Origin of the sequence: Streptomyces sp. NPDC059649, assembly GCF_042734445.1 — a bacterium.
Classification (GTDB): domain Bacteria; phylum Actinomycetota; class Actinomycetes; order Streptomycetales; family Streptomycetaceae; genus Streptomyces.
The window spans coordinates 1-14,172 of sequence record NZ_JBHWDV010000099.1; the positions used below are offsets into that span (position 1 = coordinate 1).

The window sequence follows — 14,172 nt, forward strand, 5'->3', positions numbered from 1 at the left end:
TAACGCTACGCAGTCCACACAACCGGCCCCGGAGGACCGTCACCGCACCCAACACAACCCAGCCCGCCGCAGGCGCAACGACGAGACGCCCCGCGGCGGGACGGCCGACAACGTGCGGGGCGCCGCCAAGCGCGCAACGACCCGCGGCGCCGCAGACAGGTACGTGGGAGGCGCCGCCAAGCGCAGCGCCCACCGCGGGTCAGCCAGGTACGTGGGCCGCATCCAGCCGACGTGCGCCGACGTCCGTCAAGGAGCCGTGCAACCGCAGTCGGGCGATCCCGCCGTCCGGGTAGATGTCGAGCCGGACGTGGGTGACGGCGGGGGCGCCGTCGAGAAGGAAGCGGTGGACGGAGTCGGGCTGGAGCCGGGTGCGGGGCAGGAGTTCGGTCCAGTCGCCGTGCTCGCCGTCGCGACCGTACAGGGCCGCCCAGCCGGCCGCGTTGCCCTTGAGGTAGCCGGTGTCGATCTCCACCGCGCGGATCACGGACTGCTCCGTGAGCCGGTAGCGGACCCAGTCGTTGCCGGTGCCGCGGCGGCGCCGGGTCTCCCAGCCGTCGTCCATCTTGCGGGAGCGGCCCGGCTGGATGGTGTGGGTGGGCGAGGAGTAGAAGCGGTCCGAGGCGTCCTCGACCCGGCCGCCGTTCTCCAGCGCGACGAGGTCGAAGGTGCCGAGCGCGGCGAGCCAGGCGGGTGCCGGGACGACCGCGCCGTGGACCCGGAGGCGGGCGATGCCGCCGTCGGGGTGCTGGTTGAGCCGCAGGTGGGTGAAGCGCCCGGTGGCGTCCACGGCGAAGCCGTTCGCGGCGTGGCCGCCGATGGCGGTGCGCGGGACGAGCGGCGTCCAGGTCACGTCGGGGGCGAGGAGTTCCTCGGGCGAGGGCGTGCCCTCGACGTGGGTGCCCTCGATGCTGACGGACTGCGGGTAGTTGCCGCGGAAGTGGGCGGTGTCGACGACGATGCCGTGGATCACGCCGGGCGCGCCGAGCCGGATGAGCGCCCAGTCGTGGTCCTCGTCCGCGGGGAACGGGTGCGCGCCGTCGGTGCCGCGGCGGCGCCGGGTCTCCCAGCCGTCCATGATCTTGCCCTTGTGCCCGAACAGTTCGGGGTCGAAGTGGGCGGGCTCGGGCTTGAGGAGGTTCTCCCGTTCGGCGAAGAACTCGTCGTTGGCGGCGATCACGCCGGCGCCGAGCCGGCGGTCGGCGAGGTCGGGGAGGTGGGCGAAGGGGAAGCCGGCCGCGCCGGGGGTGCGGTAGTCGGCGTACGGGTCGCCGCCCTGGTAGGGGCTCGCGTCGCCGGTGTAGTGGGGTATGCCGTCGGTGGTCATGCGCGGTGCGGCCTTTCGAGCAGTTCGCCGGTGGGCTCGGCGAGGGTGGTGCCGTCGTTGATCTGCCGGCCGCGCAGCCAGGTGGACCGGACGACGCCGTGGAGGGTCTTGCCGGCGTACGCGGTGATCTTGTTGCGGTGTTGGAGGGCCTGCGGGTCGACGGTGAAGGTCTCGTCGGGGGCGAGCACCGCGAAGTCGGCGTCCCGGCCGGCCTCGATGGCGCCCTTCCGGTCGAGGCCGACGAGGGCGGCGGGGGCGGTGGACATCCAGCGCACGACGTCGTCGAGGCTGTGGCCGCGCGCGCGGGCCGCGGTCCAGATGGCGGGCAGGCCGAGCTGGAGGGAGGAGATGCCGCCCCAGGCCGCGCCGAAGTCGGCGGTCTTGAGGTCGGCGGTGGAGGGCGAGTGGTCGGAGACGATGCAGTCGATGGTGCCGTCGGCCAGGCCCTCCCACAGGGCGTCCTGGTTGGCGGCCTCGCGGATCGGCGGGCAGCACTTGAACTCGGTGGCGCCGTCCGGTACTTCCTCGGCGGTCAGGGTGAGGAAGTGCGGGCAGGTCTCGACGGTGACCTTGACGCCCTCGCGCTTGGCGGCGGCGATCAGCGGCAGCGCGTCGCTGGAGGACAGGTGCAGTACGTGGACGCGGGCGTCGAGCTGCTTGGCGAGCACGATGAGCCCGGCGATGGCGTCGTTCTCGGAGATGCGGGGGCGGGAGGCGAGGAAGTCGGCGTACTTGGGGCCGTGCGGCTGGGGGGCCTCGTCGAGGTGGCCGGGGTCCTCGGCGTGCACGATCAGCAGTCCGTCGAAGCCGGCGATCTCGCCGAGGGCGGCGGCCAGCTGCTCCTGGTCGACCTCGGGGAACTCGTCCACGCCGGAGGGCGAGAGGAAGCACTTGAAGCCGAAGACACCGGCGTCGTGCAGGGGGCGGAGGTCCTTGACGTTGCCGGGGATGGCGCCGCCCCAGAAGCCGACGTCGATATGGGCCTTGCTGCGGGCGACCTCGCGCTTGGTGTCGAGGTGGGCGGTGGTGGTCGTCGGCGGCAGGCTGTTGAGCGGCATGTCGACGAGGGTGGTGATACCGCCGGCCGCGGCCGCGCGGGTGGCCGTCCAGAAGCCCTCCCACTCGGTGCGGCCGGGGTCGTTGACGTGGACGTGGGTGTCGACGAGGCCGGGCAGCAGGACGTCGTCGCCGAAGTCCGTGAGCCGGGCCCCGGCCGGTACCTCGGCGTCGTGCGGCAGCACCGCGGCGATCCTGCCGTCCTTGACGGCGACGGACGCGGCGCGCGTGCCCTCCGGCGTCACGACGCGCGTGGAGCGCAGCACCAGCTCGATCTCGGACACCCGGTCCCCTCCTCGTATCGTGTCTTCATGGTCGCGTGGCGGCGCGGCGGAATACCGCCGGCGGCGCAGCAGAATCCGAATTCGGAATCTGGAATTCAGGATTCAACAGTCTGTTGAATGAGTCTTCACTCCGGACCCCGGCCCGTCAAGACCCTTCCGGCACCACCGGCGCGACCGCCGGGCCGGCGACCCGTGGACCGTCGGTCGGCGCCCCCACTGCCGGGCTGACCTGCGTCGGGATGATTTCCTCCGGGATCGGACCGGTCCCGGCCGGCATCCGCCCCCGGCGGGAGACCGCGGCGTAGATCCCGCCGGACAGCCCCATCCCGAAGATCCAGGAGAACGGCGCGACCGCGTCGAAGGCCGGCACCAGGGCGAGCGCGGCGGAGACCGCGGCGGCCGGGAGGAAGGCGATCACGGCCTTCGGGTTGTAGCCCCGGCGGTAGTAGTACGCGCCCGCGGCGTCGGCCGAGAAGAGCGCGTCGACGTCGATCCGGCCCCGGCGCACCAGGTAGTAGTCGACGAGCAGGATCGCCACCAGGGGGCCGAGGAAGGCGCCCAGCGCGCCGAGGAAGTACTGGATCACCAGCGCCGAGGAGTACAGCTTCCAGGGCATGACGAGGACGGCCAGCACGGCGGTGATCATGCCGCCGCGCTTGAAGTCGAGGTACTTGGGCGCGAGGTTGGCGAAGTCGTAGGCGGGCGAGACGAAATTGGCGACGACATTGATGCCGATGGTGGCGACGATGAAGGCCAGTGCGCCGATGACGGTGACCACCGGGTCGTCGATCTTCTGGATCACCTTCACCGGGTCGTAGATCGCCTCCCCGAAGACCGCGATGGTGCCCGCGGTGACCAATACGGCGACCACCGCGAAGGCGGTGAAGTTCACCGGCAGCCCGATCAGGTTGCCGCGGCGGTAGGAGCGGTGGTCGGGCGTGAAGCGGGCGAAGTCGGCGTAGTTGAGGACCAGGGTGAGGAAGGTGGCGACGGTCAGGCTGACCGCGATCAGGCTCTGGTGGAGCTGCGCGGAACCGCTGAGCCCGGTGAGACTGCGGGTCAGCGAGATCTCCCCGTGCGCCTTGACCACCAGGTACACGGCGAGCGCCAGCACCACCAGCCAGACCACCGGCCCGGTCGCGAAGTCCTGGACCTTGCGGATGAACTCCATTCCCCGGGTCAGCAGGACGGCCTGCAGCCCCCACATCGCCATGAACGCGATCCAGCCCAGGGTGGACAGGCCCAGCACCGAATTGTGGTTGTACGCGTCCAGGCCCGGCGCGATCTGCAGGGTCAGCAGGACCACGGCGGTCGAGGCGAGCCAGGTCTGGATGCCGTACCAGGCCACGGCCATCACCGCCCGGAGGAGGGCGGGGATGTTGGCGCCGTAGACGCCCCAGCTCGCGCGGGCGAGTACGGGGTAGGGGACGCCGGTCCGGTGGCCGGCATGGCCCATGCGGTTCATCAGCCGGTAGACGATCGTGATGCCGACCAGCAGGGCCAGGAACACCTCCCAGGCCGGCAGGCCCAGCACGAAGAGGCTGGCGGCGAAGGCGTAATTGCTGATCGCGTGGGTGTCGGACATCCAGAGCGCGAAGATGCTGTACGTGCCCCAGGTGCGCTCGGGGGCCGGCGCGAGGTCGGCGTTGAAGAGCCGCGGGTCCGGCTGCGGGTGCTGCGGGGGTGTGGTCACGTGTCCTCCCAGGCAGGTTGGGTGGAGCTTAGAGCGAGGTTGTCAGATGTCTGATGTCTGTGCGGAAAAATCTGCGTGACGTGGAGAACCCTGGGCCCGCCCCAGGCCGAGGTGGGCACTCAGCGGCCAGGAGCCGATGGCCTTGGGGCGGGGCGGGGCGAAACTGCGCGCCCTGCTGGTGGTCAGCCCGAGCCCGACGACCGCCTCGGCGAACTTCACCGCCGCCGCGACCCCGTCCACGACCGGCACTCCGAGCTCCGCGGCGACCTTCTCGTCCAGTCCGGCCATCCCGCCGCACCCGAGGCAGATGACCTCGGCGCCGGCCCGGACGACCGCACGGGCGGTCTCGATGATCACGTCGACGGTGCGTTCCGGGTCCTCCTCCAGCTCCAGCACCCCGAGCCCGGTGCCCCGGACGCCGGCGCAGCGCTGGAGCAGCCCGGCGGTCAGCAGCCGGTCCTGGATCTGCGGTACGGCGCGGTCGAGGGTGGTGACGATGCCGTAGGAGTGGCCGAGCATCATCGCCATCTGGGCGGCGCTCTCGGTGATGTCCAGTACGGGAACGTCGAGCAGTTCCTGGGCGCCCTCCCGGCCGGGTTCGCCGAAACCGGCCATGACCAGGGCGTCGAAGGGGGTGTCGAAGGTGGCGAGCCGGTCGAGGACGGCCGCGGCGCTGAGGTAACCCTCGAAATGTCCCTCGATCGACACGGGTCCCCACAGGGGTTCCGTGGCGAGGATCTCGGTACCCGGGGCGGCGGCCGCGGTGGCGGTGGCGCGGATCGAGGCGGTCATGGAAGCCGTGGTGTTCGGGTTCATGACGAGAATGCGCATGACGCTCCAGCCATTTGGAGGATTCCACAGAATGGACAGTAGGTTTCGCGCAGCAGAACGTAGCTATGGCCACTGGCACCGTCAAGGGATCGCGGCTACCCGCCTGCCCGACAGCCCCTACGGTGGGACAAAGAGGGCCTGACCGGCGAGAACGAGTGTGCGAAGGGCGATGTGTCAACGTAGGGGGACCGGTAGGCTGCTGCGGTCGGGCCCGGCGCCCGCAAGTCCCCAGCCGAGACCGATCTGACCCGCCCCGAAAGGAACGCGACGTGCCGCCGTCCAGCGCCAGCACCTCCGCCGCCGAAGCCAAGCCCGCAGGCGCCAGCGGCGGCGTCCAGTCCCTCGAGCGCGCCTTCGACCTGCTGGAGCGGATGGCCGACGCCGGTGGCGAGGTCGGCCTGAGCGAGCTGGCCAGCAGCAGCGGACTGCCGCTCCCCACCATCCACCGCCTGATGCGCACGCTCGTCGCCTGCGGGTACGTCCGTCAGCAGCCCAACCGCCGGTACGCGCTCGGCCCCCGGCTGATCCGGCTCGGCGAGAGCGCCTCCCGCCTCCTGGGCACCTGGGCCCGGCCGTTCCTGGCCCGTCTGGTCGAGGAGACCGGCGAGACCGCCAACATGGCGCTGCTCGACGGTGACGAGATCGTCTACGTCGCCCAGGTCCCGTCCCGGCACGCGGTCCGGATGTTCACCGAGGTCGGCCGCCGCGTCCTGCCGCACTCCACCGGCGTCGGCAAGGCCCTGCTGGCCAACCACCCGCCCGAGGAGGTCCGCGCGCTGCTCGGCCGTACGGGCATGCCCGCCGCGACCGAGAAGACGATCACCGACCCGGACCGCTTCCTGGACGCGCTCGCCGACGTCCGCCGGCTCGGCTACGCGGTCGACGACAACGAGCAGGAGATCGGCGTCCGCTGCCTCGCGGTGCCGGTGCCCAACTCCCCCACCTCCGCCGCCATCTCGATCTCCGGCCCGACCGGCCGGGTGACGGAAGCGGCAACGGACAAGATCGTGCCGGTACTCCAGGACGTCGCCGCCCAACTGTCGATCGCCCTGGCCAACCAGACCCCGGCTTAGGCGTAACAGCCCGTCGGCTCCCCGGCCGGGGCAACGGAACCGGCCGGCCTGACGACGGAACCGGCCGGGCGATCGGGGCGCGGCCGGACGATCGGGCGGCGGCCGGACGATCGGCCGGCGGGACCGTACCGGTCACCGCCGCCCTTGGCCATCGGCCTTACTGATCACTGAGCTTCCCCGTTCCCTGCCCCGTCACCGTCACCGTCACCGGGCGCCGGGTAGCGGGCCGAATCGGTCGATGCCCGCGCGCACCTCGCTCAGCGCGGGCGACAGCGCGCTCACCGAACCGACCGCCCCGGCGATCAGCAGTAACGAGCGACGCAGCCGGGGCACCTCCGGCATCCCATGACTGACCATCGCATCCAGCGCGGCCAGCTCCTCGTCGGCGGCCGCCCGGTCCGGTAACTCCCCCGGCAGCACGGCCAGTTGACGCCGCAGCCGGGCCACCGCCCCACGCAGCTCCGCCACCCGCGGGTCCCCGTCGACACCGGTCACCCGTACGTCCCCCTGCAGCTGTTCCACAATGACGGCGCCCTCCCAGGCCGTTACCCGTCCCACAATGCGGGACAGTTAACGCCACTCTGTGCTGCCTGCGCCACACGGAGCGCGAAAAAACCGCCGCGGCCAAACCTTCGAGAGCGCCGAGCCCGTGCCGCTCCCCCGGTTTCCGCACCGTGCGCACGGCCGGCGCGCCATGGTCGCCGCGGGCCCACGCACGGTCCTGCGGCTCCTCGTAGGCGCGCCGGGATTCCGCAGTTCCTCGTAGGGACGTCGAGATGCCGAAGCTCCTCGTAGGCACGTCGAGATGCCGAAGCTCCTCGTAGGCGCGCCGGGATACCGCGGCTCCTCGTAGGCCGTCGAGATACCGCGGCTCCTCTGTTTCCCCGCCGCCCACCCGCCTCTTTGTTTGTTTTTCCCCGCCGCCCACCCCCCTTCGGGGGGTGGGCGGGTGAGGAGGGGCGGTCTTCGTGCGGCGCGGGGCGGATGGGCGCGTCACGGCGTGCGGTGTTCGTGCGGTTCGGCTTCCGCGTTAACGGTGCAGCCTCCACGAGGGAGGGGAACGCCACGGGGACGGTGCAGTCCCCGTACGCCCACCCCGACGAATCAGCCCCGCGAGGCGGCCCTACGGAACAGCCTCCGTGAGGCGGCCCTGGGAGCAGTCCCCCGTGGGCCGGCCCGGCCGCACGGGAAACAGCCTCCGCGAGGCGGCCCTACAGGAACAGCCCCCGTGGGGTGACCCCATGGCGTCACCCGGTGGAGTGCCGCCCCCCGGAGTGCCCCAGGAGTGACCCCGCGAACCCACCCCGCGGACCCACCCCGCGAAGGCCAACGCCCGCCCGGTCAGTCCTGCTTCGGCTGGACCGCGTTGCGCCAGACGCGGACGTCGATGGTCATGTAGCTGCTGGGGTCCGACTTGGGGGCGAAGCCCTTGAAGGTGATCAGTGCGAGATGGCCGTAGTCCGTGGTCAGGCAGATTTGCGCGCCCTTGGTGAGCTGCTTGGTCAGGATGTTCTCGGTGAACCGGGTCTCGTTGCGGCAGGTGTCGAGCGAGCCCTGCTCACCCGGGTTCAGCAGCACCAACTTGCCGTTCTCGGTGGAGACCTGGTCGTCCGAGTAGCTGTTGTCCTGGTAGGAGAGGTCGACGTCGGTGTCGTTGTCCGAGTTCGTCGGCTTCATCGACTCGTCGGCCATCGACAGGTGGTAGTCGTCCGGCAGGTTGATGTTCTTGAAGTCGACCGGCGTCGGGTCCTGCACCGGCGCGGCCGGCGTGCCCGTGCTGTCCCCGCCCGGCGTGGCGGTCGGGTCCGTGCTCGGCGTCGCCGAGGCGTCGCTGTTCTTGGCCTTGGTGCCGCCGTCGGCCTGCTTGTTCTTCGCCTGCCCGGTGTCCTTCATCAGCGCGTAGACGACGCCGCCGCCGGCACCGGCGAAGGCCAGCAGGCAGACCACGACCAGCGTCGTGACCAGGCCCTTGCGCTTCTTCTTGGGCGGCTGCGGGGCCGGCGCCGCGGCAGCCGGGTAGGCGGCGGTGGGTCCGGTGGCCGTCGGCCCGCCAGGGCCGGCACCGGTCGCACCGGTCGCGACGGGCGCGGTGGGCGCGGTGGGCATGGTGGGCGTCGGGCCGGTGGCGGCCGGTGCGGCGGCCGGCGTCCCCTGCGCGGTGGCGCCGACGGTCGGCGCGTAGGCCGCGGGGCCGAAGCCCGGCGGCGGAGTCTGCGGGTGGTTCAGCTGGGTCGGCACCGGCGGTACGGCGGGCGCCGGCTGGACCGGAGGCTGGGCGGGCGGCGCGGGCGGCTGCGTCGGCTGGGCCGGGGCGCCCGCGGTCGGGGCCTCCAGCGGGGGCGGCGGGGCCTGTGCGGGCGCCGGGGCCGCGGTCCGCGTGGTGATGTCGGCGGCGACGGCGCTGGGCAGCCAGTCCTCGGGGCGGCGCAGCTGCGTCTGCCCGGAGGCGGCCCCGCACAGCTCGATCACCTCGGCCACCGACGGCCGGTCCGCGGCGTCCTTGGCCAGGCAGCGGCCGACCAACTCCCGCAGTTCCTCGGGGAGTCCGGTCAGATCCGGCTCCTCGTGGACGATGCGGTAGAGCACGCCGTGCGAGGTGCCCTCGCCGAACGCCGGGGTGCCGATCGCCGCGTACGCCGCGACCTGGCCCAGCGCGAAGACATCGGTGGCCGGGCTGATGGTGCTGCCGGCGGCCTGCTCGGGCGCCATGAAAGTGGGCGTACCGACCGTGACGCCACTACTGGTGAGCGACGTCGCGTCGGCGGCCCGGGCGATACCGAAGTCGATCACCCGCGGGCCGTCCGCGGCCAACAGCACGTTGGACGGCTTGAGGTCGCGGTGCACGATGCCCGCGCCATGGATGACCTGCAGCGCCTCGGCGATGCCGGCGACCAGCAGCAGGACCGTGGGGACCGGGAGCCGGCCGTGTTCGGCGACCGCCGCGGAGAGCGAGGGGCCGGGGACGTAGGCGGTGGCGAGCCAGGGGCTCGGGCCGTCCGCGTCGCTGTCGATGACCGGCGCGGTGAACAGGCCCTGCACCCGCTGCGCGGACTGCACCTCCTGCTTGAAGCGGCGGCGGAACTCGGCGTCCTCGCTGAACTCGGGCCGGATCACCTTGATGGCCACCGGCCGGCCGCCGGGCGTGTACGAGAGGTAGACCTTGCCCATACCGCCGGAACCGAGCTTGGCCGTGAGGCGGTACCCCGCGATCACCCGCGGGTCGTCGCCCTCCAGCGGCTGGAAGATCCCGGACGAGCCCACACTGTTCACCACGAACGTCCCCCGACTTCAGAAAAAGGCCCGGTCTGCCCCACCGGCAGCCAGCCACGATTGCCCGCAACGGGGCAGAACCTTATCCGGCCGCACGCCGCACCGTGACATCGCCGACCGGCGGGCGGGCGCCTTGTCCGAAGAGCCGGTTTCGCGACCGCTTTTCGCGGCAACTCCGACCCGATCAGGGGCTGGGCGACGGCCACAACGGGCGCACCGACATACCGTCAGGCACCCCTGCCGCGCACTGAAATGACCGCCCCTACCCTTGCACGGAACTGAATCGACCGATCGACCGATCGACCGACCGCCCATACCCTGCCGACCGACCGCCCATACCCCGCCCCGAACTGACCATGCGTCACGCGCCCCGTGCACATACGTTCCCCCTGACACCCATTGGCGTGGGCGTGGCCGAACTGATGCGTACAGGGGGGCAAGTTGGAGCATTCTCCCTTCCAGGGAAATATCCGGCATATCACTGGATCGGAGAACAGCATGGAGCCCCACACCGGCCCCGGCACCGGACCGCATCGCCGCGACATCAGCGTGGTCCAGCTCATCTGCCGCGCGTACGGCCTTTCCGACGCGTCGGAAATCACCCTGGAGCACATACACCGTTACGTGGCCGAGCGGCGGCGCGTGGAGGAACGCACGCATCATCTGCGGGACCGGTTCCGGCCGAGCATCCCGCGCCAGCGTGCCGCCGACGACGCGGCCTGACGGGCGCGGGCCGCGACCGCCAACGACCCCCGCCCCGCGGTGTCATGAGGTAAGCAGTCCCCATGGCACCGACATCGCCGAGCGGAACCTCCGAAGCCAACGAAGTCAACGAAGTCACGAAAGCCAACGCAACCCCCGAAGCGAACAAAGCCTCCGAAGCCTCCGAAGCGCCACAGGCGGCGCGCACGGCGACACCCCGGCCCGAGGGGAGGGTGGCCGGTCTGCTGCTCGCCGCGGGCGGCGGCCGGCGTCTGGGGGGACGGCCCAAGGCGCTGCTCGACCACCGGGGACGGCCGCTGGTCGAGCACGCCGCACGGGTCCTGCGGGACGGCGGCTGCCGGCCGGTGCACATCGTGCTCGGTGCGGCCGCCGACTCGGTACGGGCCCGGGCCGACCTCACGGCGTACGGCGTCTCGGTCAACCCCGACTGGGCGCAGGGCATGGGCTCGTCGCTCCGGGTGGGGCTCGCCGCGCTGGCCGACGAGGGCGCGGACGCCGTGGTGGTGTCCCTCGTCGACCAGCCGGGCATCGGCGCGGCGGCGGTGGCCCGGCTGATCGAGGCGTACGCCGCGGGCGCGGACCTGGTGGCGGCCGCGTACGACGGCCGGCGCGGCCATCCGGTCCTCTTCGGGGCCGGGCGCTGGGACGGGATCGCGGCGACCGCGGAGGGCGACCGGGGCGCCCGCGCCTACCTCCAGCAGCACGTGAACGCGCTCACACTCGTCGAGTGCGGGGACATCGCCGAGCCGTACGACATCGACACACCGGAAGACCTGTACCGCTTGGAGTGAGGCCCCGTCGGCGGGGTTCACCAGCTCCCTCGTGACTGAAGTGGCCTGTCATCGAGAGTGATCGGGGTGGCACCGAGAGCCAGTCGATCACGACTTCTGTCGACTCTGAGAATCTCGATATCAACAAACCATTGAAGTTCCGCGATAAGGAAACTAGTCTCCACTGGTCAGAAGCGCCCTGAATCCAGACGGCGCCCGCGACCGTATCTCGGAGCCCGCGGCACCCCGTGCCGCCCGGCGTCCCGGCGGCCGCCAGGCACCGCCGCTGAATGGAGTGACAGCTCATGTCCGCACCAGCGCCGTCCCCGCTGGCCATCGTCGAAGTCGACCCCGCCCACACCCCGGAACGGCAGGACGAGGTCCTCACCGACGCCGCGCTCGCCTTCGTCGCCGAGCTGCACCGACGGTTCACCCCGCGGCGTGACGAGCTGCTCGCCCGCCGCGCCGTGCGCCGCGCGGAGATCGCCCGGACCAGCACGCTGGACTTCCTCCCGGAGACCGCGCACGTCCGCGCCGACGACAGCTGGAAGGTCGCCGAGGCGCCCGCCGCGCTCAACGACCGGCGGGTGGAGATCACCGGTCCCACCGACCGGAAGATGACCATCAACGCGCTCAACTCGGGCGCCAAGGTCTGGCTCGCCGACTTCGAGGACGCCTCCGCCCCCACCTGGGAAAACGTCGTCGGTGGCCAGATCAACCTGATCGACGCCTACGAGCGCCGGATCGACTTCACCGACCCCACGTCCGGCAAGTCGTACGCCCTCAAGCCCGCTGAGGAGCTCGCGACCGTCGTGATGCGCCCGCGCGGCTGGCACCTGGAGGAGCGGCACCTGCAGTTCGAGGGCCGCCCGGTCCCCGGCGCCCTGGTGGACTTCGGCCTGTACTTCTTCCACAACGCCAAGCGGCTGCTCGACCTCGGCAAGGGCCCGTACTTCTACCTCCCGAAGACCGAGTCCCACCTGGAGGCCCGCCTCTGGAACGACATCTTCGTCTTCGCGCAGGACTACGTCGGCATCCCCCAGGGCACCATCCGCGCCACGGTCCTCATCGAGACCATCACCGCGGCGTACGAGATGGAGGAGATCCTCTACGAACTCCGCGACCACGCCTCCGGTCTGAACGCCGGCCGCTGGGACTACCTCTTCTCCATCGTCAAGAACTTCCGTGACGGCGGCGAGAAGTTCGTCCTGCCGGACCGCAACGCGGTGACCATGACCGCGCCGTTCATGCGCGCCTACACCGAACTGCTGGTCCGCACCTGCCACAAGCGCGGGGCGCACGCGATCGGCGGCATGGCGGCCTTCATCCCCAACCGCCGCGACCCGGAGGCCAACGAGAAGGCGCTGGCCAAGGTCAAGAACGACAAGGACCGCGAGGCCGGGGACGGCTTCGACGGCTCCTGGGTCGCCCACCCCGACCTGGTCCCGGTCGCCCGCGCGTCGTTCGACGCGGTCCTCGGCGACAAGCCGCACCAGAAGGACCGGCTGCGCGAGGACGTCTCCGTCGCGGCGGCCGACCTCATCGCGATCGACTCGCTGGACGCCAGGCCGACCTACCAGGGCCTGGTGGACGCCGTCCAGGTCGGCACCCGCTACATCGAGGCATGGCTGCGCGGTCTGGGTGCCGTCGCCATCTTCGGCCTGATGGAGGACGCCGCCACCGCCGAGATCTCGCGCTCGCAGATCTGGCAGTGGGTGGACGCCGGGGTCACCTTCGAGGACGGCCGGAAGGTGACCGCCGACCTGGTCCACAAGATCGCCGACGAGGAACTCGCCGCCATCCGCAGCGAGATCGGCGAGGACGCCTTCACCTCCGGCAAGTGGCAGCAGGCCCACGACCTCCTGCTGAAGGTCGCCCTGGACGCGGACTACGCGGACTTCCTGACGCTGCCGGCGTACGAACTGCTCGGCTGAGCACCCCGCGGCAACACCGAAGGGTCGGTACGGACCGACGTACCGGCCCTTCGGCACGCCGCCGGTGGCCGGGTGAGTGAGCCTGCCACGTACGCTTGGCCCGTGACGATGCACAAGGCTGTCGAGGTGAGTGTCGACGCGATGCTTGAGGACCTCAGGACACTCGTCGAGACCGAATCTCCCTCGCGCGACCTCGACGCCTTGCGGGCATCGGCGGAAGCGGTCGCCGGCGTGATCGAGAACCGCCTCGGCGGGCGGGCCGTCCTGGTGGAGAGCGAGGCCGGACCGCATGTCCGCTGGTCAGGTGGTGGCGATCCGAAGGTGCTGATCCTCGGGCACCATGACACGGTGTTTCCGCTCGGCACCCTGGAGCGCCGCCCGTTCCGGGTCGAGGACGGGCAGGCGACCGGGCCCGGGGTCTTCGACATGCTCGGCGGGCTTGTGCAGGCCGTGCACGGCCTGGCGGCGCTCGACGACCGGTCGGGCGTCGAGATCCTGGTGACCGCCGACGAGGAGGTCGGCTCCCGTTCCTCTCGTGCGCTGATCGAAGAACGTGCGCTGGCGTGCGGCGCCGTGCTGGTCTTCGAGGGCGCGGCGGACGGCGGGGCCCTGAAGACCCGCCGCAAGGGCTGCGGCACGTTCCAGGTCCGTATCAAGGGCCGAGCGTCGCACGCCGGACTGGAGCCCGCGGCGGGGGTCAACGCCCTGGTCGAAGCGGCACACCAGGTGCTGGACATCGCGGCGCTCGGCCGGCCCGGGATCGGCACGACCGTCACCCCGACCGTCGCGTCCGCGGGCACCCTCGACAACGTCGTTCCCGCGGAGGCGACCGTCGTCGTCGACGTCCGGGTCGAGTCGGCCGACGAGAAGGAACGCATCGAGTCCGCGTTCGCGGCACTGGCTCCGCATCTGGACGAGGCGGAGGTCACGGTGGAGGGCGGCATCGGCCGCCCGCCGATGCCCGAGTCGGCGTCGGCCGAACTCTTCACGCTGGCCCAGCGGCTGCTTCCCGGCCTCGAAGCCACGGCGGTCGGCGGCGGCAGCGACGGCAACTTCACGGCCGCACTAGGGGTGCCCACGCTCGACGGCCTCGGAGCGGTCGGCGGCGGCGCGCACGCCGACCACGAGTACCTGGTCGTCGACACCATGGCGGAACGGGCGCACCTCGTCGCCGGACTGGTGAAGGCGATTCAGCAGGCGTAGGAGGGGAACGC

At 71.7% G+C, this 14,172-nt stretch carries 11 protein-coding genes; 5 read left to right on the forward strand and 6 right to left on the reverse strand.

All coding sequences use genetic code 11. The annotated features are described in order from the left end of the window. Window positions 1–199: 199 nt before the first annotated feature. The 4 genes from alc to ACFV1J_RS39585 all read right to left on the reverse strand — a co-directional run bounded on the left by alc (window position 200) and on the right by ACFV1J_RS39585 (window position 5,188). A complete protein-coding gene (gene alc, locus ACFV1J_RS39570) occupies window positions 200–1,324 on the reverse strand; it encodes an allantoicase (RefSeq protein ID WP_385866716.1) in 1,125 nt (374 codons plus the stop codon). Further along, the gene (allB, locus tag ACFV1J_RS39575) at window positions 1,321–2,664 is read right to left on the reverse strand and encodes an allantoinase AllB (RefSeq protein ID WP_385866718.1); all 1,344 of its coding nucleotides are present in this window, start codon (window positions 2,662–2,664) and stop codon (window positions 1,321–1,323) included. The genes alc and allB overlap by 4 nt, the downstream gene beginning before the upstream one ends. Before the next feature lie 145 nt (window positions 2,665–2,809). Beyond that, window positions 2,810–4,357: an NCS1 family nucleobase:cation symporter-1 gene (locus ACFV1J_RS39580; protein WP_385866721.1), complete on the reverse strand. Its 1,548-nt coding sequence runs from the start codon at window positions 4,355–4,357 to the stop codon at window positions 2,810–2,812. A 42-nt stretch (window positions 4,358–4,399) separates the two neighbouring features. Then, entirely contained in the window at window positions 4,400–5,188 is a 789-nt protein-coding gene (locus ACFV1J_RS39585; protein WP_385866724.1) for an aspartate/glutamate racemase family protein, read from the reverse strand. Window positions 5,189–5,457: 269 nt separating this feature from the next. On the opposite strand from ACFV1J_RS39585, the gene ACFV1J_RS39590 reads away from it, so the two are divergent. After that, window positions 5,458–6,261, forward strand: coding sequence for an IclR family transcriptional regulator (locus ACFV1J_RS39590; RefSeq protein ID WP_385866727.1), 804 nt, complete (start codon window positions 5,458–5,460; stop codon window positions 6,259–6,261). Window positions 6,262–6,465: 204 nt separating this feature from the next. Here the strand turns inward: ACFV1J_RS39590 and ACFV1J_RS39595 are convergent, their stop codons facing one another. Next, window positions 6,466–6,756 carry a DUF5955 family protein gene (locus ACFV1J_RS39595; RefSeq protein ID WP_385866738.1) on the reverse strand — a complete coding sequence of 97 codons (291 nt, stop codon included), beginning with the start codon at window positions 6,754–6,756 and terminating at the stop codon, window positions 6,466–6,468. Window positions 6,757–7,602: 846 nt separating this feature from the next. After that, window positions 7,603–9,534: a serine/threonine protein kinase gene (locus ACFV1J_RS39600; protein WP_385866730.1), complete on the reverse strand. Its 1,932-nt coding sequence runs from the start codon at window positions 9,532–9,534 to the stop codon at window positions 7,603–7,605. Between the two features lie 495 nt (window positions 9,535–10,029). Between ACFV1J_RS39600 and ACFV1J_RS39605 the strand changes: the two genes are divergently transcribed. The 4 genes from ACFV1J_RS39605 to ACFV1J_RS39620 all read left to right on the forward strand — a co-directional run bounded on the left by ACFV1J_RS39605 (window position 10,030) and on the right by ACFV1J_RS39620 (window position 14,161). Continuing rightward, window positions 10,030–10,254, forward strand: a complete 225-nt coding sequence (locus ACFV1J_RS39605) for a hypothetical protein (protein WP_385866732.1) — start codon at window positions 10,030–10,032, stop codon at window positions 10,252–10,254. A 212-nt stretch (window positions 10,255–10,466) separates the two neighbouring features. Further along, entirely contained in the window at window positions 10,467–11,045 is a 579-nt protein-coding gene (locus ACFV1J_RS39610) for an NTP transferase domain-containing protein (protein ID WP_385866734.1), read from the forward strand. 284 nt (window positions 11,046–11,329) lie between these two features. Then, on the forward strand, window positions 11,330–12,958 hold the full coding sequence (gene aceB, locus ACFV1J_RS39615) for a malate synthase A (protein WP_385866736.1): 1,629 nt from the start codon (window positions 11,330–11,332) through the stop codon (window positions 12,956–12,958). A gap of 108 nt (window positions 12,959–13,066) precedes the next feature. Beyond that, window positions 13,067–14,161, forward strand: coding sequence for a M20 family metallopeptidase (locus ACFV1J_RS39620; RefSeq protein WP_385866740.1), 1,095 nt, complete (start codon window positions 13,067–13,069; stop codon window positions 14,159–14,161). The last annotated feature ends 11 nt before the right edge of the window (window positions 14,162–14,172 follow it).